This window comes from Acinetobacter sp. FDAARGOS_494 (assembly GCF_003812225.1).
Taxonomy (GTDB): domain Bacteria; phylum Pseudomonadota; class Gammaproteobacteria; order Pseudomonadales; family Moraxellaceae; genus Acinetobacter; species Acinetobacter baumannii.
In genome coordinates this window covers 2,135,713-2,158,548 of sequence record NZ_CP033866.1, presented here as the reverse complement: position 1 = coordinate 2,158,548, position 22,836 = coordinate 2,135,713, and the positions used below count along the sequence as shown (strand labels likewise).

22 protein-coding genes are annotated in these 22,836 nt (G+C 40.0%); 13 read left to right on the top strand and 9 right to left on the bottom strand.

Translation table 11 applies throughout. The annotated features are described in order from the left end of the window. Positions 1–145 precede the first annotated feature (145 nt). From asd to truA, 5 genes are all read left to right on the top strand, one after another. Positions 146–1,264, top strand: coding sequence for an aspartate-semialdehyde dehydrogenase (gene asd, locus EG365_RS10435; protein ID WP_000862762.1), 1,119 nt, complete (start codon positions 146–148; stop codon positions 1,262–1,264). A 148-nt stretch (positions 1,265–1,412) separates the two neighbouring features. Then, complete coding sequence (locus tag EG365_RS10430; RefSeq protein ID WP_000128073.1) at positions 1,413–2,777, top strand: FimV family protein; 1,365 nt, start codon at positions 1,413–1,415, stop codon at positions 2,775–2,777. A 59-nt stretch (positions 2,778–2,836) separates the two neighbouring features. Then, complete coding sequence (locus EG365_RS10425; RefSeq protein WP_000967572.1) at positions 2,837–4,099, top strand: hypothetical protein; 1,263 nt, start codon at positions 2,837–2,839, stop codon at positions 4,097–4,099. 58 nt (positions 4,100–4,157) lie between these two features. Next, positions 4,158–5,129 carry an asparaginase gene (locus EG365_RS10420; RefSeq protein ID WP_000717085.1) on the top strand — a complete coding sequence of 324 codons (972 nt, stop codon included), beginning with the start codon at positions 4,158–4,160 and terminating at the stop codon, positions 5,127–5,129. A 14-nt stretch (positions 5,130–5,143) separates the two neighbouring features. Then, positions 5,144–5,941 (top strand): tRNA pseudouridine(38-40) synthase TruA, encoded by a 798-nt coding sequence (gene truA, locus EG365_RS10415; RefSeq protein ID WP_001190096.1) that lies wholly within the window; start codon positions 5,144–5,146, stop codon positions 5,939–5,941. Positions 5,942–5,960: 19 nt separating this feature from the next. On the opposite strand, the gene EG365_RS10410 is transcribed toward truA, so the two are convergent. Further along, positions 5,961–6,971: an AraC family transcriptional regulator gene (locus EG365_RS10410; RefSeq protein ID WP_002009591.1), complete on the bottom strand. Its 1,011-nt coding sequence runs from the start codon at positions 6,969–6,971 to the stop codon at positions 5,961–5,963. A 264-nt stretch (positions 6,972–7,235) separates the two neighbouring features. On the opposite strand from EG365_RS10410, the gene infA reads away from it, so the two are divergent. Beyond that, a complete protein-coding gene (gene infA, locus EG365_RS10405; protein WP_001284370.1) occupies positions 7,236–7,457 on the top strand; it encodes a translation initiation factor IF-1 in 222 nt (73 codons plus the stop codon). A 51-nt stretch (positions 7,458–7,508) separates the two neighbouring features. Here infA and EG365_RS10400 read toward each other — a convergent pair whose 3' ends face one another. Further along, on the bottom strand, positions 7,509–7,877 hold the full coding sequence (locus tag EG365_RS10400) for a lysozyme inhibitor LprI family protein (RefSeq protein ID WP_000724608.1): 369 nt from the start codon (positions 7,875–7,877) through the stop codon (positions 7,509–7,511). A 168-nt stretch (positions 7,878–8,045) separates the two neighbouring features. Here EG365_RS10400 and EG365_RS10395 point away from each other — a divergent pair, with 168 nt between their 5' ends. Continuing rightward, a complete protein-coding gene (locus EG365_RS10395; protein WP_002017265.1) occupies positions 8,046–8,453 on the top strand; it encodes a hypothetical protein in 408 nt (135 codons plus the stop codon). 53 nt (positions 8,454–8,506) lie between these two features. Here EG365_RS10395 and leuB read toward each other — a convergent pair whose 3' ends face one another. From leuB to leuC, 4 genes are all read right to left on the bottom strand, one after another. Further along, positions 8,507–9,586, bottom strand: coding sequence for a 3-isopropylmalate dehydrogenase (leuB, locus tag EG365_RS10390; protein WP_000043186.1), 1,080 nt, complete (start codon positions 9,584–9,586; stop codon positions 8,507–8,509). A gap of 31 nt (positions 9,587–9,617) precedes the next feature. Beyond that, a complete protein-coding gene (locus EG365_RS10385; RefSeq protein WP_001984507.1) occupies positions 9,618–10,208 on the bottom strand; it encodes a hypothetical protein in 591 nt (196 codons plus the stop codon). Positions 10,209–10,320: 112 nt separating this feature from the next. After that, complete coding sequence (gene leuD / locus EG365_RS10380) at positions 10,321–10,968, bottom strand: 3-isopropylmalate dehydratase small subunit (protein WP_000649450.1); 648 nt, start codon at positions 10,966–10,968, stop codon at positions 10,321–10,323. An 18-nt stretch (positions 10,969–10,986) separates the two neighbouring features. Continuing rightward, positions 10,987–12,405, bottom strand: a complete 1,419-nt coding sequence (gene leuC, locus EG365_RS10375) for a 3-isopropylmalate dehydratase large subunit (protein ID WP_000907606.1) — start codon at positions 12,403–12,405, stop codon at positions 10,987–10,989. 237 nt (positions 12,406–12,642) lie between these two features. On the opposite strand from leuC, the gene EG365_RS10370 reads away from it, so the two are divergent. Beyond that, entirely contained in the window at positions 12,643–12,897 is a 255-nt protein-coding gene (locus tag EG365_RS10370) for a DUF2061 domain-containing protein (RefSeq protein ID WP_000244900.1), read from the top strand. Between the two features lie 117 nt (positions 12,898–13,014). After that, positions 13,015–13,875, top strand: coding sequence for a LysR family transcriptional regulator (locus EG365_RS10365; protein WP_001046500.1), 861 nt, complete (start codon positions 13,015–13,017; stop codon positions 13,873–13,875). Positions 13,876–13,880: 5 nt separating this feature from the next. On the opposite strand, the gene EG365_RS10360 is transcribed toward EG365_RS10365, so the two are convergent. Further along, complete coding sequence (locus tag EG365_RS10360; RefSeq protein WP_000164722.1) at positions 13,881–14,117, bottom strand: hypothetical protein; 237 nt, start codon at positions 14,115–14,117, stop codon at positions 13,881–13,883. A gap of 95 nt (positions 14,118–14,212) precedes the next feature. Here EG365_RS10360 and EG365_RS10355 point away from each other — a divergent pair, with 95 nt between their 5' ends. Beyond that, positions 14,213–14,809 (top strand): hypothetical protein, encoded by a 597-nt coding sequence (locus EG365_RS10355; RefSeq protein ID WP_000635911.1) that lies wholly within the window; start codon positions 14,213–14,215, stop codon positions 14,807–14,809. A 54-nt stretch (positions 14,810–14,863) separates the two neighbouring features. Here EG365_RS10355 and EG365_RS10350 read toward each other — a convergent pair whose 3' ends face one another. Then, complete coding sequence (locus EG365_RS10350; protein ID WP_000761586.1) at positions 14,864–15,514, bottom strand: HAD family hydrolase; 651 nt, start codon at positions 15,512–15,514, stop codon at positions 14,864–14,866. Between the two features lie 182 nt (positions 15,515–15,696). On the opposite strand from EG365_RS10350, the gene EG365_RS10345 reads away from it, so the two are divergent. The 3 genes from EG365_RS10345 (at position 15,697) to katG (ending at position 21,232) form a co-directional block, all read left to right on the top strand. Next, positions 15,697–16,182 carry an RNA pyrophosphohydrolase gene (locus EG365_RS10345; RefSeq protein ID WP_000567254.1) on the top strand — a complete coding sequence of 162 codons (486 nt, stop codon included), beginning with the start codon at positions 15,697–15,699 and terminating at the stop codon, positions 16,180–16,182. A gap of 85 nt (positions 16,183–16,267) precedes the next feature. Further along, positions 16,268–18,562, top strand: coding sequence for a phosphoenolpyruvate--protein phosphotransferase (ptsP, locus tag EG365_RS10340; RefSeq protein WP_000069129.1), 2,295 nt, complete (start codon positions 16,268–16,270; stop codon positions 18,560–18,562). 513 nt (positions 18,563–19,075) lie between these two features. Then, the gene (katG, locus tag EG365_RS10335; RefSeq protein ID WP_000064297.1) at positions 19,076–21,232 is read left to right on the top strand and encodes a catalase/peroxidase HPI; all 2,157 of its coding nucleotides are present in this window, start codon (positions 19,076–19,078) and stop codon (positions 21,230–21,232) included. A 66-nt stretch (positions 21,233–21,298) separates the two neighbouring features. Here katG and EG365_RS10330 read toward each other — a convergent pair whose 3' ends face one another. Then, the gene (locus tag EG365_RS10330) at positions 21,299–22,351 is read right to left on the bottom strand and encodes an MBL fold metallo-hydrolase (RefSeq protein WP_000653392.1); all 1,053 of its coding nucleotides are present in this window, start codon (positions 22,349–22,351) and stop codon (positions 21,299–21,301) included. Between the last annotated feature and the right edge of the window lie 485 nt (positions 22,352–22,836).

Sequence of the window (22,836 nt, the reverse complement as noted above, 5' to 3'; positions counted from 1 at the left end):
ATCTTTATCAATTTTGTATGTAACATAAACAAGATATTCTACTCAATAAAATTGCTGTTTTGATTCTGTAACGCTTGCAGTTGTGAGCACTTTTGATACACTCAACTCCCCCTTTAACAATTTTAACGCACCGAGGCAAAATGACATGAAAGTAGGTCTGGTCGGTTGGCGCGGGATGGTCGGTTCCGTCCTTATGCAACGTATGGTTGAAGAGAATGATTTTGCTCATATTGAGCCATTCTACTTCTCTACCAGTAATGCAGGTGGTGAAGCTCCTTCATTTGGTGGTAAGACTGCCCCAGCACTTATGGAAGCTACAGACATTACCAGTCTGAAGCAAATGGATGTCATTATTACCTGTCAAGGTGGTGACTACACGTCTGAAGTTTTCCCAAAGTTAAAAGCAACTGGTTGGGATGGCTACTGGATTGATGCGGCATCTACTTTACGTATGACTGATGATGCAATCATCGTTCTTGATCCGGTTAACCTTAATGTAATTAAAGACGGCTTAGCGAAAGGTACTAAAACTTTCGTTGGTGGTAACTGTACAGTATCACTCATGTTGATGGGTGTTGGCGCACTTTTCCAAAATAATTTGGTTGAGTGGATGACTGCGATGACTTATCAAGCGGCATCAGGCGCTGGCGCACAAAACATGCGTGAGTTGTTAACAGGTATGGGTTATTTATATAACAATACCAAGACTTTGTTAGATGATCCTAAATCTGCAATTCTTGATATTGACCGTCAAGTTGCCGAGTTACAACGCGGTGAGGGTTTCCCTTCTGCGAACTTTGGTGTGCCACTTGCTGGTTCATTAATTCCTTACATTGATAAACAGCTTGAAAGCGGTCAATCAAAAGAAGAGTGGAAAGGACAAGTTGAGACCAACAAGATCTTAGGTAACTCTCAAATCGTTCCTATCGATGGTCACTGTGTTCGTATCGGTGCAATGCGTTGCCACTCTCAAGCATTAACCATCAAATTGAAAAAAGATGTTCCGCTTGATGAGATCGAAGATATGATTCGTAACTCAAACCAGTGGGCTAAAGTTGTACCAAATACACGTGAAGCATCAATGACTGATCTTACACCTGTTGCTGTAACTGGTACCCTAACTGTACCTGTAGGTCGTTTACGTAAACTCAATATGGGTAAAGAGTACCTCGGCGCATTCACAGTAGGCGATCAGTTACTTTGGGGTGCTGCTGAGCCTCTACGTCGTATGTTACGTATTTTAGTAGAATACAAAAGCTCATAATTTGATCTGAATTATTCAGTCAAAATAAAAAGCCGATCACATTTGATCGGCTTTTTCGTAACTGGTTTGTAAAAAATTAACAATTTATTTACATTTCATTATTGTATAATTTTGAACGACTTTACGACTGATCAGGTCATGGATTGAGATGACTGCATATAACAAATTAAAAATTGCCATTTTCACCATTATGTCTTCGCCTTCTATTTATGCGATTACATTAGATCCTATTCAAATTCAATCTGCACCTGGGGAATTACTTTATGCAGAAATGAATTTTCAGCAAGCAGATCCTAATACCCCATTGCAAGTCAGTTTGGCCACTCAAGATGATCTCAATGGTTTGGGAGTAACTCATCAACCTCCGGGTAACCTAAACTTTTATACACGCCAAAATGGTCAGGGTTCTGGCGTTATTGTGATTACCTCATCGCGTCCTATTATCGATCCTGAACTGAATATTGTCGTAAAAGTCAGTGAAGGTAACGCAACCCGTCTTCAACATATTAAAACCGTTTTAAAGCCATCGCCTATAAAAAAGGCCGCCATGAACGAAAGTCCACTTTCACCGCAATTTATCGTAAATGAAAAAGATATCGCATTAAATTTACCTGAAAGTACTCAGTACACATCTACTGAAAATACATCAACGGTGGCAGAAACCACAAGTAATGAACATAATCTAAATATTAGCACTGGAACTGCTCCAGCTTTGAATAGTTCTAGCCCTGCTCCTGTGGCTCCTTTTACCGAAAAACCTTCGACTCAAACACTTCAGCCAACTATAGCTACGATGAATACCGAATCATCGGCTGTAGAGAAACAGCCTTCGACTTCACTCAAATCAAGTGATGGCAATCAAACAACTACCGTCAAAAAAGCAGCGCAATCTAAAACTGCCCAACAAAAAAATGTATTAAGTAAAAATACGCCGAAAAAGCAAAAAATTAGCGCTTATAAAGGCCCGGCACCTACTGGTAAATATGTCGTACAACGTAACGAGTCTTTATGGAGTATTGCCAATCGTATTGCAGCACAGACCAAACAACCTGTGGCTAAAATCATGCGAGATATCCAAGCACAAAACCGACATGCTTTTATTCAAGGTGATGTAAACCGTTTACGTCAGGGAAGTTCGCTAAACTTAACAACAAATACAACTAAAGCTTCCCATTTAAAACCTAAATCGAGTGAAGCTCACTTGGCAAAACCCTCTTCTGGCAGAGCTAAATATCGTTTACAACAAGCTGAAATGAGCATTGTGGCAGAGAACAGCCCAAATTCTGCTCATGGAAGTGCAAAAAAGAGCACACAACAAAGTCAAAACAATACTGAGTTAGCAGTAAAAGTTATGACAACTCGCAAAAAAACCGTTACATTACAAAGGAATGTAACCAAACTAAATCAAACTTTAAGTTTAAAAGACCAACGTATTCAACTCTTGAATGCGCGTTTGGCAGAGTTACAACAGCAATTACAGGCACAGCAACAAACTCACAAGCAAAAACATTAAGTTAAAACCAGAGTTAGCACGCTTTATATTGCAAATATTTATTTTTTAAGGGGAAAGTAATGTTATATGTGATTCCGTTTATCATATTACTCGTGGTCGCCGTTATTTTAAAAAAACGCGAGAATAGTCAAAAACAAGAGGCCACTTCCCCAAAAAATATAAATAGAAAATCCGGCAAAAAAGCGAGTGCTAAATCAAGCAAAAGTTCGCGTGAAAAAACAAAAGCCAAGGTCATTGAGGAAAATACTCCTGCTATCCCTCAAAGCAATCCTGTACCTGAAGCTTTGCGACACAATATTCAACAGCTCATTCAAGAAAAACAGTTTTCAGCAGCTGAAGCTCAAGTCAATCAGGCGCTAAAAAAAGATAATACTCAACATGAACTGTATTTATTACTTCTTGAAATTCATATTGCTCAGAAAGATGAATTTGCAATTCAACAGTTGATTAGCCATATTCGTAGCTTAGGTTTAAATGAAATAGCAGCTCAAGCAGAAACTCGACAAAAAGAATATGAATCATCCAGACAACCTGATGCTATTGATTTCCCTCAAGCTCAAACATATGAAGAACCGAAAAACACAGATACAACGGCTCAGTTCGATGAATTAACAACCAGTTCTTCCGAGGCTTCTTTTGATGACCTACAGAAAGACTATACGCCCGTAAAACAAGAACCTGCTGTTGAAATTGAACCTTTAGAGTTTAACTTTTCATTCGAACAGACTTCGGCTACGGAAAATACCAACCAACCAGCACAACAACCTGAGTTATCATCCACTCAAGAAACAAATGAGCTGGCCGATTTAGAGTTTTCTTTTGACTTGGCACCTCTGCATGGAACTGAGGAAAAATCTCAACCAGTAGAGCTAAAAGCAGACCAAGAAAATAGCATCAATGCATTAGATTTTAACTTTGACTTAAATCCTTCAAGTTCAGAGACGAAATCTGTTGAACAAGCTCCATCATTAGATGAAATTAAACTCGTAGAACAAACCCCATTAGAAGCGGCTTCTATCGCACCTCTTGAGTTTTCGTTAGATGAGCCTGCCTTAGTTCCAGCGCCAGAGCTTGAAACTCAAAGCCATATAGATGTAGTAAATGAAGCAGCTACTCAAACCCAAATAGAGGATCCGCTTTTAGAAGCTTTTCCAGAATTAAAACAAATAAATGAAAATGAACTCGATTTAAAATTGGCTGAACAATACATTAAGTTTGGAGCGAACCAAGCAGCGTGTAATTTACTACAGGGTGATGAGCAAAAATTCAACACAGAACAACAACAACATGCGAAAAACCTACTTAATCGCATAGCTTCTTAGAACTGTTCGATTTACCATAAGCAGTCAGAGATGACTGCTTTTTTATGCCTGCAAAAAGATGAAAAAAATAGCTTTATTTTATATGGGTGGTACTTTTGGTTGCATTGGTGAACCTTTAGCTCCTATGCCTTATGACCAATTCCTACCTCAACTTGAGAAAGTGATTCCCCCACACTTAACAGTTCATTGCTTTGCTGCGCCCAATATTGTCGATAGCAGTGCATGTACAGCACCTGACTGGTTACGCCTAATTCAACGCATACAACAACTACAACTAGAAGGCTATCAGCATTTTGTTGTGATTCATGGTACAGATACGCTCAGTTATGCAGCTGCGACTTTAGCTCGCTTTTTAGGGCAAAGCTGTCATATTGTGATTACTGGTAGCCAATACCCGTTACTCAATATTCAAGGTGATAACACCCGTGAATTTACTGATGCAATTGAAAACTTATATCTTGCATTAGAGCAGGTCATTGCACTTCCGGTTGGTGCTTATCTCGCATTCCACCATCAAGTATTTCACGCACAAACTGCATTAAAAACGCATACCACTGAACTTGATGCATTTTCAGGGTTAAGTAGTAACGTTGAGTTTACGCCTCAGCAAAATGAATTGATCGTACAAGATGCTCAAATTGAAAAAGCTGCTTCCTTTCAGATTTTAAACTGGATGATGCAGCCGATTGCAACACAGCATTTAGTACAACAATTACGTCACTTACTTCCTGCCCCACCACACTTTTTAGTGTTGCAAGGTTTCGGTACAGGTAATATCGCCGTAAACGATGAGTTTTTGGCAACATTAGATGAACTCTATACTCGTGGATGTGTACCAATTTTGGCGACACAAGTCACTTTTGGAGGTATGGACCAACGTTATGCAATTAGTGCTTGGGCCAAAACTGCAAAAATTGTCATTAATGATGCCCATAGCCATGCAGATCTCTATGCAAAAGCGCTTCAAATCTATTTAAAATACCCAACCCCAGAACAATGGTTGAACCATTGGAATGAAAATCTGCATTAAATAGAGGTGAAGCCATGCAACGTTATGCGGTCGGTATTGAATTTAGTGGTATTCAATATCGAGGTTGGCAAACACAACAGCCAGGCGTTGCCAGCGTTCAGGAAACTATAGAGCTTGTACTCAGCAAAATCGCTGATGAACCAATCACACTTCACGGTGCTGGTCGAACAGATGCAGGAGTACATGCAACAAATATGGTGGCTCATTTTGACACTAATGCGATTCGTCCAGAGCGTGGATGGATCATGGGAGCAAATAGCCAACTTCCTAAGGATATTTCAATTCAGTGGATTAAACAGATGGATGAAGAGTTCCATGCACGTTTTAAAGCCACTGCTCGTCGCTACCGCTATGTTGTATATAACGCTCCACATCGCCCTGCACTTTTACATAAACAAGTCACGCATATTTATCAAAAATTAGACGTGCAAAAAATGATTAAAGCTGCCAGCAAATTTGAAGGTACGCATAACTTTGAAACCTTCCGTGCAGCAGCCTGCCAGTCAAATCAACCTGTACGACATGTAAAGCATTGCCGATTGTTTGAACATGGACGTTATTTGGTTTTAGATATTCAAGCTGATGGCTTTTTACATCATATGGTTCGAAATATTATGGGTTGCTTACTTGAAATTGGGCAAGGCATGTATGAAATCGACCATATTGATGCAATGTTCGCAGCCGAAGATCGTAAGGCAGCAGGAATTACCGCCCCACCTGATGGTCTCTATTTTATTCAATGTTATTATCCCGAGCAGTTTGACTTACCACAACCACCACTCGGGCCACATTGGTTAAACCTACCTGAGTAGGCTTAACCAATTTTTAGTTCTAACGGTGTTGCTTACGCTTACGGTACTCAACTGGTGTTTCGTTAGTCCAGCGCTTAAACGCGCGGTAGAATGTACTCGGTTCAGAAAAACCTGTTAAATACACAATACGCTCAACACTCTCATTAGTGTTAGCTAAAAGTTTTTTAGCTAAACGACAACGGTAGTCAGAAAGTATTTGCTGGAAGCTGGTATTTGCTTCACTTAACTGCGTCCGTAAACGACGCGGCGTAATATTTAATTGTGCCGCTACGGTTTCTAGCGTCGTTTCTCCACTTTCAAGTGTCGAACCAATCGCACGACGGACCTCACCCACTAAATCATAACGGGCAAGTTCTTGTAACTTTTCAATTGCCAATTGTTCATGCAATTGAAGTAATTCAGGCTCTGCCTGCCAAAGCTGAAAATCTAAAATGGCAGGGTCAAAATATAGCCGTGTTTCTTTCTGCCCTAAGCTTACCGGACAGCCATAGACGCGGAAGTATTCATCTTCAGAAGCACCTTCACTGAAATTAAAATCAATGAAGATTGGATGGAACTGGCCTTCGGTAATAAATTTGAAGAATCTGAGCACACCTGAAATCGCACATTCTGAAAAATGACGATTAACAAGGTTGTCTGCCCCTACCTGCTCACCATTGGTCAAATAGCAGCGTCCATCTTCAACCACCAGTTTTGCATCAAATGCATCACTAATGAGACGCTGGTAAGCCAAAGCTCGCTTAAGCCCTTCACCAAAAGTTTCACTACTAATAAATAAATGTTCAATCACCTGACCACGGTACAAAGGTAAATGCTCACCTAAATGCAAACCGATGTCTGGATCTTTACTGACTTCTTGAGCAGCAGTCCAAAAGGCATACTGCGCACTTAACGGAGTACGTGCGTTTGTATCGACCTGATTTAAAGCGACTCCCGCTTTAGTTAATATTTCTTCTGTTGGCAATCCTGCACGACGAATTGCTTGATAGCCAAAACGTAATACAACTGATGCATCTGTTAGCTGACCCACGCAGTGCCCTTCCATGTAGATACTTCATTGATACTTAGGAGCTGTTGACTCTTTATGCATGAACAGTCCCTAATAACTATGATTTTAGATTAGCGTTGATTGACCAAACTGACAACAGAATTAGAGTTCTTTTGTGAAAAAAATTACATCTTTTTTTATTAGTCATACTTTAACCAGATGCTTTCACAAGAAGATGTCTATCTTGTTTTTTTTAAATAAATTGACTATAATTTGCGCCTTTCCAATTTGATCATCAGGTAGGCTATGGCCAATAAAGAGGAACTCATTGAGTTCGAAGGCGTTGTCACCGAAACGCTTCCTAATACGATGTTCCGTGTACGTCTTGAAAACGGTCACGAAGTTATTGCACACATTTCTGGTAAAATGCGTAAACACTATATTCGTATTCTTACTGGCGACAGTGTGAAAGTCGAAATGACTCCATATGACTTAACCAAAGGTCGTATTACGTACCGTGCTCGCTAATTAGTGAATGCAAAAAAGCCACTTCATCATGTGGCTTTTTTATTGCGTTTTTTATTCACTTAATCGACTGGTTTTACATCCCACCGTTTGGCATTCACGCAATCTTTCTTGCAGCCAATGGTTTCTTTCTTGCGTTGTCTGTAAACGACACTGCACGTCTACGCTATTTCTATTAGAATCTGTACATTCAGCATCACGTTGGCGTATCCAAGCAAGCTGCGACTTCTTAAGCGTATTTCTTTGTGCTGTATTTAATTTCGCTCTTAATGCCTGATAATTCTTATTCAGGTCTGCATCAGCACTCGCATAGATTTTATTGGTACAGTAAATATCATCATAAGTATTACGAGCACTATCACAGTTATCAGCATAGACCGTGGTTATTCCGAAACACAAAAAGGCAAAAACTATTTTTTTCATACTCTTCTTCCTTAAGTTTTGGGCAATTATTATTAGTCTGTAAATATAAGAATAAGTCTAAAGGCAAACTCACCTTCTATTTATCATAATCCTGCTTTTTTACTTTACAAGTTAGCAAATCCAACCTATTGTTCTTTAATGATAAATATAATTCTATATAGAGAAAAAATGAATATATCTACCTTATGTCAAATGAGTTTGCTTTCATTCATGCTGCTTAATATTAACGGCTGTGCTAGTCATCCACGCCAATCTATAGATTTACAAGAATATTTAAAAAATTTTATAGGCAAATCATCTACAACGATTCAGCAAGATCTCAACTTACGGAGTCTTGGCTTTCAAGTCGCCCGCACACCACAAAAAACTTCTGATCAACTTATTTATACAATTTTACGGCCCTTAAGCATCCCAATTCCAATGGTGAGTAATGTCGATATGAGAGGTGGTTCTGTTCCCATACAATCAGGAAATTTGAGCGGCAACTCTTATGATCTTAACTTTAATTGCAAGGTTATTTTTAAACTCAAAAATGACATTGCCGAGTCTATTCAATACGAAGGTAAAGCTTGCTAAACACAACCATAAAAAAACGCAGCTTTAAGCTGCGTTTTTTAGCAAAGTGGCGATTAAGCAAGAGCAGCAACAACTGCTTCACCCATCTCGGCTGTACCAACTTTAGTCATGCCTTCAGACATAATATCGGCTGTACGTAAACCTTGATCAAGTACTTGCCCTACTGCATCTTCAATTGCTTTAGCAGCAGCTTCTTCACGGAAGGTATAACGAAGCATCATCGCAACTGAAAGAATGGTTGCCAACGGGTTTGCAACGTTTTGCCCTGCAATATCAGGCGCTGAACCATGACAAGGTTCATACATGCCTTTGCCATTTTCATCTAAAGAAGCCGATGGCAACATACCAATTGAGCCGGTAAGCATTGCTGCTTCATCAGACAAGATATCGCCAAACAAGTTACCTGTCACGATTACATCAAACTGTTTAGGCGCACGTACAAGCTGCATGGCAGCATTATCCACATACATATGTGAAAGCTGAATATTTGGATAATTGGCTTGCTGTAAATCTGTGACCGTTTGCTTCCAAAGCTCTGTTACTTCTAAAACATTGGCTTTATCTACAGAACACACTTTACCGCCACGTAATCCTGCAAGTTCAAAAGCAACTTTTGCAATACGCTTAATTTCGCTTTCAGAATAAACGTCAGTGTTATAGCCCTGTTTTTCACCATTTTCGAGTTCACGAATACCACGTGGTTGACCAAAGTAGATACCACCAGTTAATTCACGAACAATTAAAATATCTAAGCCAGCAACAATCTCAGGCTTTAAGCTAGAAGCATCGGCTAATTGTGGGTATAAAATCGCTGGGCGCAAATTAGCAAATAAGTTAAGTTCACTACGAATTTTTAAAAGACCGCGTTCAGGACGGATAGAACGTTCAATAGTGTCCCACTTTGGTCCGCCAACAGCACCTAATAAAATGGCATCAGCTTTTTTTGCTTGCTCGCTAGTTACGGCTGGATACGGCTCTCCATGAGCATCAATCGCTGCACCACCTAACAAGCCATGTTCCCAAGTCAACGACAAATTAAATTTTTCATTTACTTTATTTAATACTTTTTCTGCTGCCCCAACAATTTCAGGACCAATCCCATCGCCAGCCAAAATTAAAATCTGTTTAGACATGAAGTTTTCCATTTTCAAAGACAAGACAGCGTTACGACTGCCGTGGTGTTAGTTTTTTCTGTTCGAGAAATTCACCTAGTCCTGTGGTGACATCAAATGGTCGACAAAAACGGCGAATTACCCGCCCATCCTGCTCTAAGTCAACACATAATGGATCTGGTACAGAAACATTCAGCAAACTACCCGAACGGTTAGATTTGTCTCGGTACATTTTAAACATATAGCGATGGTTAGCTTTGAATTGGTGAATAACATGAATCGTTTCAGCCCGATCTGGAGAAATCGGATAGTAACGAATCACCACTTCATATTGTTTGGCAGGCACAGATAGATACAAACTATTGCTTTGACTTAACACCGAACCATTTAATCTCACAATTCCTTGATGAATTGCCTGATTACTAATACGACGTGTCTGTGCATCAACAACAGTAATATCATTTAGCCGTTCAAATTCGCAACTTTTTGCGCCCGAACAATATATTGCTGCATTCTGCCCCAAATTTTCTTGTTCAGCCTGCTTAATACGAACAGTATCCACTACATTGTAAGTGCTCTGACAAGCACTTAGTGTTATCGCGCACAGGCTCAACAAAAAGCTATGAGTAACGTTCCTCTTCATTGTTCAAGCCCAATCCTCATCTAGTGCATAATTTTAAGCTGTTGTTATGCTTTAGCATGTTAGCAAGAGTTTGAACACGACGCCATGACTATGTTTAAAATGTACCGAAAGGTTAATTTATCTCTTGGAATACCCAAGGACGAACCTGTTTGGTTTTTTCTTCATAAGCGCGGATTGCGTCCGCATTTTGAAGTGTCAAGCCAATATCATCCAAACCATTTAACAAGCAATGCTTACGAAATGGATCTACTTCGAATTTAAATGCTTCGCCAGTTGGTGTACGAACTTCTTGCGCAGCCAAATCAATTGTTAATTGATATCCTTCTTGCGCAGCACATTCCTTAAATAACTGATCAACAATGTCTTCAGGCAAAATGACTGGCAACATACCGTTTTTAAAACAGTTATTAAAGAAAATATCAGCAAAGCTTGGCGCAATAACGGTACGGAAACCATATTCATTTAATGCCCAAGGTGCATGCTCACGGCTTGAACCACAACCAAAGTTGGTACGTGCAATTAACACGGTTGCTCCTTGATAGCGAGGCTGATTTAAAACGAAATCCGGATTTTTTGGACGTACCGAGTTATCTTGTCCCGGATAGCCTTCGTCTAAATAACGAAGTTCATCAAATAAGTTGTCGCCAAACCCAGTACGTTTAATCGACTTTAAAAACTGTTTTGGAATAATTAAATCTGTATCAACATTGGCACGATCTAATGGTGCAACGATACCTTGTTCAACTGTATAAGCTTTCATGGTTTGCTCCAGACCGAATTAAAATGAACGAACGTCAACAAAATGACCTGCAATCGCAGCCGCTGCTGCCATTGCCGGACTGACCAAGTGAGTACGACCACCATTACCCTGACGACCTTCAAAGTTACGGTTCGAGGTTGATGCACAATGCTCACCCGGTTGTAACTTGTCTGCATTCATTGCTAAACACATTGAGCAACCCGGCTCACGCCATTCAAAACCAGCTTCCAAGAAGATTTTATCCAAACCTTCTTTTTCAGCTTGTTGTTTAACTAAACCAGAACCCGGAACAATCATGGCTTGCTTAATGCTAGGTGCCACTTTACGGCCTTTAACTACTTCAGCAGCAGCACGGATGTCTTCAATACGAGAGTTCGTACAAGAACCGATAAAGACACGATCAAGTTGAATATCAGCTAAAGCTTGTCCTGCATTTAAGCCCATATACTGATAAGCACGTGTCCAATCATTACGTTGTACGTCATCTTTCGCTTGTTCTAAAGTTGGTACAGCTTTCGAGACAGGAATAACCATCTCAGGTGAAGTACCCCAAGACACTTGTGGTTCAATCTCCGCACCATTTAACTCAACTACAGCATCAAAAACGGCATCAACATCTGAATGTAAAGTGTTCCAGTAAGCAACGGCTTGTTCCCACTGCTCACCTTTTGGTGCGTAGCTACGGCCTTTTACGTATTCAATAGTCTTATCATCAACTGCGACCATACCCACACGAGCACCCGCTTCAATCGCCATGTTACATACCGTCATACGTCCTTCAATCGACATATCACGGAAAACTTGGCCACCGAACTCAATTGCATAACCCGTACCGCCTGCAGTACCGATTTTACCGATAATGGCCAACACGACATCTTTTGGTGTTACACCTTTACCCAATACGCCATCGACGCGAACCAACATGTTTTTAGATTTTTTCTGAACCAAACATTGTGTTGCTAACACATGTTCAACTTCAGATGTCCCAATACCATGTGCCAAGCAACCGAAAGCACCGTGAGTCGCTGTATGTGAGTCACCACACACCACCGTCATACCCGGTAAAGTTAAGCCTTGTTCAGGTCCGACAACATGCACAATTCCTTGGCGAATATCATTAATACCGAATTCAACAATATTAAATGCCTTACAGTTATCATCTAAGGTCTGAACCTGAATACGAGATGTATCATCTTCAATACCAGCGATGCCCTGATCACGTTCTTTTTTAGATGTTGGAACGTTATGGTCTGGGGTAGCTACGTTTGCACTTAAACGCCACGGTTGACGACCAGCAAGTTGCAAACCTTCAAATGCTTGTGGACTCGTTACTTCATGCAATAAATGACGGTCGATATAAAGTAAGCACGAACCATCATCACGCTGAGTAACTACGTGGTCATCCCACAATTTGTCATATAAAGTTTTGCCTGCCATGTCGTCTTGCTCCATTGGACTGGGTAATTCTAATCTTTCTTCGATTATAGCCAGAGTTTTACATAAATCTAATTTATCATTTTTATAAATTAGAAAACTTTTAGGAATAATTCCTGAATGTTTTAATATCAGTCAAAATATATAAATCGGATTTGCTAATGATTATCATTTGCATAATCCATTTTTAATCCTATACTCTCATCTCTATACTAAAAATATCAAATACAGGTAGAGAGAATGGTTATGGCTAATATTCAAAAATTCGTTGTTAATAATCAACGTACATTAAAGAAAACCTTAAGTTACTACATAATGCATATTACGGTAGCCATGTTAGTTGCCTACTTTGTAACGGGTAATATTTGGATGGCTTTAACATTAAGTATGTTAGAACCAACAGTACAAGCTTTTGCATTTTTCTTTCATGAAAAAGTATGGGCAGCAAAAGACCGCCGTATATCAGCTTTAAGCGAAAACGAGACGACTGCTTAGATTAAGATTAATACGCTAAATCACAACTTTATAGAACGTTGAGCTGCAAGCATGATACGATTTTGGCTTGGCAACTTTAGCCTCTCTCGATTTTTCTATTCCAAGTAGAGTTGTATTATGAATCTTGCAGCCTTTGAAGCTTTTGTAAAAGTTATGGAAACAGGTTCGATCTCTGTGGCTGCAGATCAACTATTTATTACTCAACCTGCTGTCACCAAACGTATTCATAGCCTAGAAGAGTACTTTGGCGTAAAGCTATTTGAGTCGGCAGGCCGTGGGGTTCAAGCAACTCATGCTGCGCATTCATTATTACCAAAAGTTAAAAGCTGGTTAAATGAACTTCGAGATATTCACCACACGCTAAGTCATGAGCAAACCCAAATACAAGGACGTTTAAAAATCGGGACGAGTCATCACATCGGTTTGCATCACTTGCCTGCTCCGCTTAAACACTTTGTTCAGCAGTTTCCTCAAGTCACGCTAGACGTACATTTTGTTGATTCCGAACAAGCACACGAACAGGTACTTGCTGGCGATTTAGAGTTAGCTTTTTTAACACTCCCGCCCTCAGGTGATGAGCGTCTTAACTATATTACGATCTGGAATGATCCTTTAGTTTTTGTAGCTGCTCCATTTCATCCATTGGCTCAAAAAAAGAATTTGACCTTACAAGATTTAATTGAATATCCAAGTTTGCTGCCTGCCGCACAGACTTATACAGCCCAAATCACCTTGGCTGAGTTTGAAAAACAAGGCCTTAAACCGAAAATTACCATGAGCAATAACCCACTAGAGTCAATTCGTATGTTGGTCTCTATTGGTTTAGGTTGGTCAGTTTTACCAAAAACTCTGCTGAATCAAGATATGCAGCAGCTTGATTTAAATGTCGAGATGAACCGGCAGTTAGGCATGGTATGGCATCCTGCACGTACTCAATCTAGAGCCATGCAGGAATTGATTAAAATGATGCAAGAATAACGGTATTAATGGCTATATTTTTTAACAAGGATATAAATCAAAGCCGCGAAAGGTAGTAGTAAAAATAGAACGCCCCAACTGAAACATATAGCAGCGAAAATAATTCCGCCAAGTGCACTCATAAACAGTAAAGCAATGATATAAATAAGTAACTCACCAAAAATAGCGGTAATGAGCTGATCTATAAATTCTTGAAAGAAACCATTGCTACCTTTACTTTTAGTGCGCTTATTTTTAGTCATGCTATTTTAATTAATAAAGTTATATATTGATTAGAAATAATACTATAAATATATACCCTCTACTCTACTATCATTATACTTTTCACTTAAGATTCATGATCGTGAAGAATCAATATTCAAAGATAATTAAAATCGGTTTATATCTATTTATAACTTTAGCTATCTTAGTTCTAGTTACATTTATTTGGTTTAAACGGATACGTGTTATTTTCGCCCATCACCTTTCATTGTTACATTGTGATGGTCAAGTCTGTGTAGATGATCCAAAGACACAGCCTCTTGCAAAGACACTTTATAATCAGGCATTAAAAGAGACCCAAAATAAAGTAGGTGCTTTTCATCAACAACCCACTATGGTTTTTTGCTCAACTCCACAATGTGCAAATACCTTTGGTATGGAAAAAGCAGCCGCTAAAGCGATTGGTAATTTGGGGTTATTGGTTGCACCGCGAGGCTGGAAAGATTTCTATATCACTCATGAGCTTATTCATCATCGACAAGCAGAAGAATGGGGAAATATAGCAATGCTAACTAAACCTAAATGGCTGGTAGAAGGCATGGCTTATAGCTTAAGTGATGACCCACGACCTACTTTATCGGTTCCTTTTCAACAATGGCGAGCTCAATTCAAGCTTTGGCATCAACAAAATCCTGATTCAAATATTTGGCTTACCACAGAAAAAATTAAATAATTTATTAGAGAGCTTCCGGAATATTACATTTTTCTAGGAAGCTCTTGCTTTAAATTAAATCGACCAGTCCTGAATTTCCCAGTTGTGTTCTTGAGCCAGTTTCTCAAGACGATCATCAGGGTTGACTGCAATCGCATGCGTTGCATATTCAAGTAAAAAACGGTCATTAATTGAATCTGAATAAGCCCAAGACTCAGAAACGCTACGACCGTCCAGCCATGCCTCAAGACGTGCAAGTTTGCCCTTTTGATAACACGCTAAACCCGCCACTTTACCTGTATATTTACCATCAGCAACCTCGGCGTTAGTTGCTAAGATTTCAGTAATTCCAAATTCACGGAAAATCGGCGCAGTAATAAAATCACTTGTTGCTGTAATACCTACAATGGTATGGCCTAAATCTTGATGTTTTTTGATTGCATCAAAACCTTTTGGTCGCATTTGAGGACGAATCACTTTTTCCATAAACAACTGATGAAGCTCAGTTAAGTAGTTATTATCATGCTTTGTTAAAAAGCCGAAAACAAACTCATTATAAGCATATGGATCTAGTTGCCCTGCTTTGTAGTCTTCATAAAATTTATCATTCATCTGACGATGATGAACCGGATCAACCAAACCTTCATTGACTAAAAATTCACCCCACGAGTGGTCTGAATCGGTATTTAACAAGGTATGGTCTAAATCAAACAACGCCAGTTTCATGAAAATTCTCGTTTAAACTGAAATTTAAGAAAAAAAATGTAAATCTATCTCCGCTAGTCGATAGAAATTCGTTAAGATCGTAACAATTTAAACATTTTACTTTGATCTTTTCGAGCTGGACATAAAAAAGTGTTTGTCCCCGTGATCGAAGTCAACGATATAGACAATATTTAGGTAGCCAAATGATCGACTCAGAAGGTTTCCGACCCAATGTCGGGATCATTTTGGCAAACGATGATGGACAGGTTTTATGGGCAAAGCGCATTGGTCACAATGCTTGGCAATTTCCACAAGGAGGCATCCAGTTTGGAGAAACCCCTGAACAGGCACTTTTTCGAGAACTGAGAGAAGAAATCGGCTTATTGCCCGAGCATGTCCAGATTATTGCGCAAACCAAAGGATGGCTGCGTTATCGTTTGCCACATCGGTATATTCGGTCAGACTCTGACCCCGTATGTATCGGACAGAAACAGAAATGGTTTTTACTGAAGTTAACTGCGCCTGCAAAAAACATTCAGTTAAACCTCGCCGACCCGCCTGAATTCGATGAATGGCAGTGGGTTAGCTATTGGTATCCTCTTGGTCAAGTGGTGAACTTCAAACGTGATGTTTACCGTAAAGCCATGGTGGAGTTGTGTACACAGTTGCCAGTGCAACAATTACCCTAAAAATCATTTATCTAGCAAATGATTTTTATTAAAAGTGCTGTTATAAATACATTCATAGTCTAAAAAAATACTGGAGTATACATCCATGTCAAACATGCAACTCGACACTCTAAGACGCATTGTCCAAGAGATTAATGCGTCCGTGAGTTTGCATGAATCGTTAGACATTATGGTCAATCAGGTTGCTGAGGCCATGAAAGTGGATGTTTGCTCTATTTATTTACTCGATGAACGCAATCAACGTTATGTATTGATGGCCTCAAAAGGCTTAAATCCAGAATCTGTTGGGCATGTTTCATTGCAGTTAGGTGAAGGCTTGGTGGGTCTGGTTGGGCAACGTGAAGAAATTGTTAACCTTGACAATGCGCCAAAGCACGAACGCTTTTTGTATTTACCTGAAACGGGCGAAGAAATTTATAACTCATTCCTTGGCGTACCCGTCATGTATCGCCGTAAGGTTATGGGTGTTTTAGTTGTCCAAAATCGACTTCCTCAAGATTTTAGTGAAGCGGCCGAATCATTTTTAGTCACCTTATGTGCACAGCTCTCAGGTGTTATTGCACATGCGCATGCGGTTGGAAATATTGATGTATTTCGCAAGCCAAGCAATGGGCCTGCCTATAAGACCTTTCAAGGCGTTTCCGGTGCAGGTGGGGTGGCTTTAGGTCGCGCTATTATTTTATATCCGCCTGCCGACTTAGGTTCAGTACCTGACCGCGAAGCAGAAGATATCAGCGATGAACTCCGCATTTTAGATCAAGCTATTTCATCGGTACGTTCAGAGATTCGTTCTTTAGATGAAAAAATGCATGACTCGCTCATGGCAGAAGAACGGGCTTTGTTTAGCGTATTCTTAAGAATGCTAGATGAAAATGCCTTACCTGCAGAAATTAAAGAACTGATCCGTGATGGGCATTGGGCACAAGGTGCGGTGCGCCGTGTAATTGAAAAACACACTGCCCTATTTGCACAAATGGAGGACGATTATCTTCGTGAACGCGTTTCTGACCTTAAAGACTTAGGGCGACGTATTCTAGCGTACTTACAAGAAGAAGATTCGAGCCACCGTGAACTTAGCCCAGACAGTATTTTAATTGGTGAAGAAATTAGTACCGCTGCGCTAGTAGAATTACCAGTAGATAATATCGCAGCGATTGTGACGTCAGAAGGCGCAGCCAATTCGCATATGGTGATTGTTGCCCGTGCATTAGGGATTCCAACGGTGGTCGGCGTAACCGAACTGCCTGTAAATACGCTTGATGATGCAGAAATGATTGTGGATGCCTATCAGGGCCGTGTTTTTGTAAACCCTCCACGTCGTTTACGTCAACGTTATAAAGAAATTCAAAAAGAAGACGAGCAAATCGCAAAAGATCTCAAACAATATGAGACCAAAGAAGCGATTACACCAGACGGTGTCTCTGTTCAACTGTTTGTGAACACGGGTCTTATGATTGATGTAGTCCGCGGTGTACAACGTGGCGCTCAAGGTGTGGGTTTGTACCGTAGTGAAATTCCATTCATGTTACGGGAACGTTTCCCGGGTGAAGAAGAACAACGTGCCATCTATCGCCAACAATTGAGTCACTTTGCCAATAAGCCGGTAGTCATGCGTACCCTCGATATTGGTGCCGATAAAGACTTACCTTACTTCAGTATTGAAGAAGAGAACTCGGCATTAGGGTGGCGCGGTATTCGTTTCACGCTTGACCATCCGGAGATTTTCTCAGCACAAATCCGGGCAATGCTTAAAGCCAGTATTGGTTTAAATAATTTGCATATCCTATTGCCAATGGTAACGACAGTAAGTGAAGTCGAAGAAGTACTTTATTTACTTGAGCGTGACTGGATTGCAGTACAAGAAGAAGAACAAGTTAAAATTACCAAACCAAAAATCGGGATTATGGTTGAGGTACCGAGTGTACTACTACAAATTGATGAATTCGCCGAACTTGTCGATTTCTTCTCGGTTGGTTCAAATGACTTAACTCAATACTTACTTGCTGTGGACCGTAATAATCCGCATGTCGCAAACGTCTATTCACACTTCCATCCGTCTATTTTGCGGGCTTTAACTCGACTCGTGAAGGAATGCCATAAATACCAAAAACCAGTAAGTATTTGTGGTGAGATGGCGGGTGATCCGTTATCGGCAATCTTACTGATGGCCATGGGCTTCAATACCCTTTCGATGAGTTCAAGTAACATCTTGCGTGTCCGAAAAGCAATTTGCCATGTCCCAATGTCAGATGCCCAAAAGCTGCTTGATGATGTCATGAAAATGAATAATCCGCTTATTGTAAAAAGCTGGCTTGAGTACTACTTTAAAACTCACGGTCTAGCCGATATGGTTAAATCTAACCGCCTTGTAAGCGTATAAATACTTAAAAAGGAGAGTCAAAAGCTCTCCTTTTTCAATTCATCTATTTTTAAATTTTCTCTTTATTTTTAAGCTGCCACTTAGCGCACCCCTAATCTTTATTTTTCCAAAAATCGGTTTTACCAATTAATATGGACAATTTAATCCATTTGAAAAATAAACGATCAGATTCTAGTATATTTAAAGAACGAAATTGAAAGATATTGCGATGTTTCAATGATTAAGGAGCTCATGCCATGCGTCATTATTTGCAAAATTTGAACCATTTTCCCTCTTGTTTTTTAGCCTTCATGCAGTAAATTGAAGGAATAATAAACAAAGGAAACTCATGTATTGTTGAATAAAACTGATGAGCTGACATAACAGTGAAAAATTTTTAAAACGGTTTCTCTCACCATTTGTTCTCTCATTTCTTTATTCGATACGCATCATTTTTTTAACCCAGAAGTCCAGGAAAATGAGCCTTCAGTTTTATTAAGAGCTCAATAAATATTACCCAGAGAGAATATAATCATGTCAAACGAATCAAAATGTCCTTTTTCAGGTCATAACTCAAAACCGCAAGTAACAGTCGGTGGTGGCACGGCTAATTTACACTGGTGGCCAAATCAATTACGTGTTGACTTACTCAATCAACATTCAGAACGCTCTAATCCACTCGGTAAAGATTTTAATTACCGTCAAGAATTTAAAAAACTCGACTACTACGCACTTAAAGCCGACATCAAAAATGTATTAACCGATTCCCAAGACTGGTGGCCAGCCGACTGGGGAAATTATACGGGCTTATTTATCCGTTTAGCGTGGCATGCTGCCGGTACATATCGTATGGGCGATGGCCGTGGTGGTGCCGGTCGTGGTCAACAACGTTTTGCTCCATTAAATAGTTGGCCTGACAATGCAAGTTTAGATAAAGCACGCCGTTTACTATGGCCAGTTAAACAAAAATACGGTCAAAAAATATCTTGGGCCGATTTATTTATTCTTGCCGGGAACATCGCACTTGAGTCTTCTGGTTTCCGTACCTTTGGTTTTGGTGCCGGTCGTGAAGATGTTTGGGAACCAGACAACGATGTAAACTGGGGCGATGAAAAAGAATGGTTAGCTCATCGTAACTCTGAAGCATTGGCGGGCAGTAATCTTGCTGCAACCGAAATGGGCCTAATTTATGTGAACCCTGAAGGACCACAAGCGAGTGGTGACCCACGCTCAGCAGCACCGTTTATTCGTGCCACTTTCGGCAACATGGCAATGGATGATGAAGAAATTGTTGCCTTGATTGCTGGCGGTCATACTTTAGGTAAAACTCACGGCGCTGCCTCTGCTGACCATGTCCAAGCAGACCCAGAAGGTGCACCAATTGAACAAATGGGCTTTGGTTGGGCAAACAGCTATGGCACAGGTGTCGGTAAAGATGCGATCACTTCAGGTTTAGAAGTTATTTGGTCACAAACGCCAACACAATGGAGCAATTACTTCTTTGAAAACCTCTTCAAATACGAATGGGTACAAGAACGTTCACCTGCTGGCGCAATTCAATGGGTAGCAGCAGATGCTGAAGCCATTATTCCAGATCCTTTCGACCCATCAATTAAACGTAAGCCAACGATGCTTACTACAGATTTGACCCTACGTTTTGACCCTGAGTTTGAAAAGATCTCTCGTCGTTTCCTTAACGATCCACAAGCCTTTGCCAATGCTTTTGCTCGTGCTTGGTTTAAATTAACTCACCGTGATATGGGACCAAAAGCACGTTATTTAGGACCAGAAGTTCCTGCCGAAGATTTAATTTGGCAAGATCCATTACCTGCTGCTAGCGCTACACCATCTTCTGCAAGCATTGCTGATGCAAAAGCAAAAATCGTTGCTCTAGGGTTATCTACTGGTGAGTTGGTTTCCCTTGCATGGGCATCTGCATCAACATTCCGTGGTGGAGATAAACGTGGTGGTGCAAACGGTGCACGTATTGCTTTATCACCACAACGTGAGTGGGAAGTAAACAAAAAAGCTGTTGAGACTTTAACTAAAATTGAAGAACTCAAGGCATCAACCCAATTGTCATTGGCGGATTTAATCGTGTTAGCTGGTAATGTTGGTGTAGAGCAAGCTGCTCAAGCAGCAGGTTTCAATATTACCGTTCCGTTTGCCCCTGGTCGTGTTGACGCATTACAAAGTCAAACCGATGTTGAATCATTCCAATTACTGCTCGGTCTTGCTGACGGTTTCAGAAATTGGAAAAAACAGGGAGTCAACACACCAGCTGAAGTCTTATTAATTGATAAAGCACAACAACTGACTTTGACTGCACCAGAGTTAACTGCATTGATTGGTGGTTTACGTGTACTAGGCACTAACTGGGATGGTTCTCAACATGGTGTCTTCACTCAGCAAGTTGGGGTGCTCAGCACAGACTTCTTCACAAACTTACTCGACATGTCGAATGTATGGGCACCTGTTGATTCAACAAGTGAAGTATTTGAAGGAAAAGACCGTAAATCAGGCACAGTGAAATTTACCGCAACACGTAATGATTTAGTCTTTGGTTCGAATTCTATCTTACGTGCATTAGCCGAAGTTTATGCTCAGGCAGATGGTAAAGAAAAATTTGTTCAAGACTTTGTTGCTGCATGGACTAAAGTCATGAATCTTGACCGTTTTGACTTAGCTTAATTTAAGCCAAAATAATAAAAAGCCAGTTCAAATGAACTGGCTTTTTTAATACAAAACAATGAATTTTTAGACAGTCAATTTATGCCCTTCTCGAATGCAATAAAAAGGATTAGCAAGCTTTGATGAAGCTTTAATGGCTTGAGCTAACGCATGTTCAGGATCTTCACGCCCCTCATCCGTTAACTGAAAAGTTCGATAGTGAATTGCCACCGACCGATGTGCTTGTAAATCTAAATGCGCATGAACTGCATCTTGCGGATTCATATGAACATAGCTCATTAATTTACGAGGTTCATAAGCTCCGATTGGAAGTAAGGCCACACGCGGCGCACCATAGCGCGTATGAATTTGTTTGAAGTGGCCGGCATAACCGGTATCACCCGCAAAAAAACAATGTCCTGTTTTCGCCAAAACCGAAAAACCGCCCCAAAGTGCCTTATTTTGGTCACGTAAACCCCGCCCCGAGCCATGCTGAGCAGGTGTATAAACAATTCTTAATTCGTGATAAGGAATTTCCTGCCACCAATCCATTTCAATTACATGGAACTCTTTAGGCAAGTAAAATCCGTTGCCAAGCCCTGTATAAATCGGCATAGCAAACTTCTTATGCAGCCACTCAAGCGTTGCTAAATCCATATGGTCATAATGGTTATGGCTCAACAATACCCCATGAATGGTAGGTAACTGTTCTAAAGCAAAACCCGCTGGGCATACACGGCGTGGACCACGGCCATGTAAAGGACTTGCGTAGTCACACCATACCGGATCGGTAATAAAGTTATAAGGTCCAATTTGAATGAGTACCGTAGCATGCCCTACAAACCAAACTTGCCAATCATCTAAATCCGCATGAGGACGGTTTTGTGGTAAAGCAATTGGTGTATTAACACGTACATCATATTCATTCTGAATATCAACATTCCAAGTATAAGACTCACGAGTGACTAACCAACGCAATAACTCTTTCGATCCTCGTGCAGGCGATCTAGGCTGCTGATTATAAAAACGGGTATCATTTTCATGGCCCAGTTCAGGATGACAAAAAGGTGGTTTTATCCATGTATGCGTCCAACAGGACTGAGTCGGCAATTGATAAGTTAATGTCGGCTTGTCTTTCATGGGCTTATTCTATGGTTGTAGCATCAGGAGGATGAATCATTCAGTTTTCTATCTTAGCGATTTAAATAAATTAAGCTATGACACTTACACTTATTTATCATATAAATATCCCTTTTATTTTTGTCACAGCCGACATAGATCAATCTAAAGTGCCACAAAAAAATGTTTAGATGTGTTGAGTTTGTGATTCGTTAATTACTATTCTTATTAAAAGCTACTGTATAACATAACAATAGAATATAATAAGCAAAGACTTACAACAGAGGTGAGCTAGTTTCTTTGTGGTTAATCTCTTATTTTTAAAACTGCTCAATTTTATCAATTTTGCTTCATATATAAACTATTAAACCAAGCAGCACATGCATTGAAAAAATTAAAAAAATATAGCAAGATGAACCGAAACATTTATTAACAAAATACTCCTTACACATTTTTTGTTAGAAATTAAGATTCTCAATTGTTAAATTAACAATACTTTTTTTCAT

Excerpts from the sequence above, each read along its gene's own strand:
- EG365_RS10400 (WP_000724608.1), bottom strand. The coding sequence starts at position 7,877 with ATGAAAAAAATAGTTTTTGCCTTTTTGTGTTTCGGAATAACCACGGTC.
- EG365_RS10330 (WP_000653392.1), bottom strand. The coding sequence starts at position 22,351 with ATGAAAGACAAGCCGACATTAACTTATCAATTGCCGACTCAGTCCTGT.
- EG365_RS10365 (WP_001046500.1), top strand. The coding sequence starts at position 13,015 with ATGAATCTTGCAGCCTTTGAAGCTTTTGTAAAAGTTATGGAAACAGGT.
- truA (WP_001190096.1), top strand. The coding sequence starts at position 5,144 with ATGCAACGTTATGCGGTCGGTATTGAATTTAGTGGTATTCAATATCGA.
- EG365_RS10425 (WP_000967572.1), top strand. The coding sequence starts at position 2,837 with ATGTTATATGTGATTCCGTTTATCATATTACTCGTGGTCGCCGTTATT.
- ptsP (WP_000069129.1), top strand. The coding sequence starts at position 16,268 with ATGTCAAACATGCAACTCGACACTCTAAGACGCATTGTCCAAGAGATT.
- EG365_RS10360 (WP_000164722.1), bottom strand. The coding sequence starts at position 14,117 with ATGACTAAAAATAAGCGCACTAAAAGTAAAGGTAGCAATGGTTTCTTT.
- EG365_RS10430 (WP_000128073.1), top strand. The coding sequence starts at position 1,413 with ATGACTGCATATAACAAATTAAAAATTGCCATTTTCACCATTATGTCT.
- leuB (WP_000043186.1), bottom strand. The coding sequence starts at position 9,586 with ATGTCTAAACAGATTTTAATTTTGGCTGGCGATGGGATTGGTCCTGAA.
- EG365_RS10395 (WP_002017265.1), top strand. The coding sequence starts at position 8,046 with ATGAATATATCTACCTTATGTCAAATGAGTTTGCTTTCATTCATGCTG.
- asd (WP_000862762.1), top strand. The coding sequence starts at position 146 with ATGAAAGTAGGTCTGGTCGGTTGGCGCGGGATGGTCGGTTCCGTCCTT.
- leuC (WP_000907606.1), bottom strand. The coding sequence starts at position 12,405 with ATGGCAGGCAAAACTTTATATGACAAATTGTGGGATGACCACGTAGTT.
- katG (WP_000064297.1), top strand. The coding sequence starts at position 19,076 with ATGTCAAACGAATCAAAATGTCCTTTTTCAGGTCATAACTCAAAACCG.
- infA (WP_001284370.1), top strand. The coding sequence starts at position 7,236 with ATGGCCAATAAAGAGGAACTCATTGAGTTCGAAGGCGTTGTCACCGAA.
- EG365_RS10355 (WP_000635911.1), top strand. The coding sequence starts at position 14,213 with ATGATCGTGAAGAATCAATATTCAAAGATAATTAAAATCGGTTTATAT.
- leuD (WP_000649450.1), bottom strand. The coding sequence starts at position 10,968 with ATGAAAGCTTATACAGTTGAACAAGGTATCGTTGCACCATTAGATCGT.
- EG365_RS10385 (WP_001984507.1), bottom strand. The coding sequence starts at position 10,208 with ATGAAGAGGAACGTTACTCATAGCTTTTTGTTGAGCCTGTGCGCGATA.
- EG365_RS10350 (WP_000761586.1), bottom strand. The coding sequence starts at position 15,514 with ATGAAACTGGCGTTGTTTGATTTAGACCATACCTTGTTAAATACCGAT.
- EG365_RS10345 (WP_000567254.1), top strand. The coding sequence starts at position 15,697 with ATGATCGACTCAGAAGGTTTCCGACCCAATGTCGGGATCATTTTGGCA.
- EG365_RS10420 (WP_000717085.1), top strand. The coding sequence starts at position 4,158 with ATGAAAAAAATAGCTTTATTTTATATGGGTGGTACTTTTGGTTGCATT.
- EG365_RS10370 (WP_000244900.1), top strand. The coding sequence starts at position 12,643 with ATGGTTATGGCTAATATTCAAAAATTCGTTGTTAATAATCAACGTACA.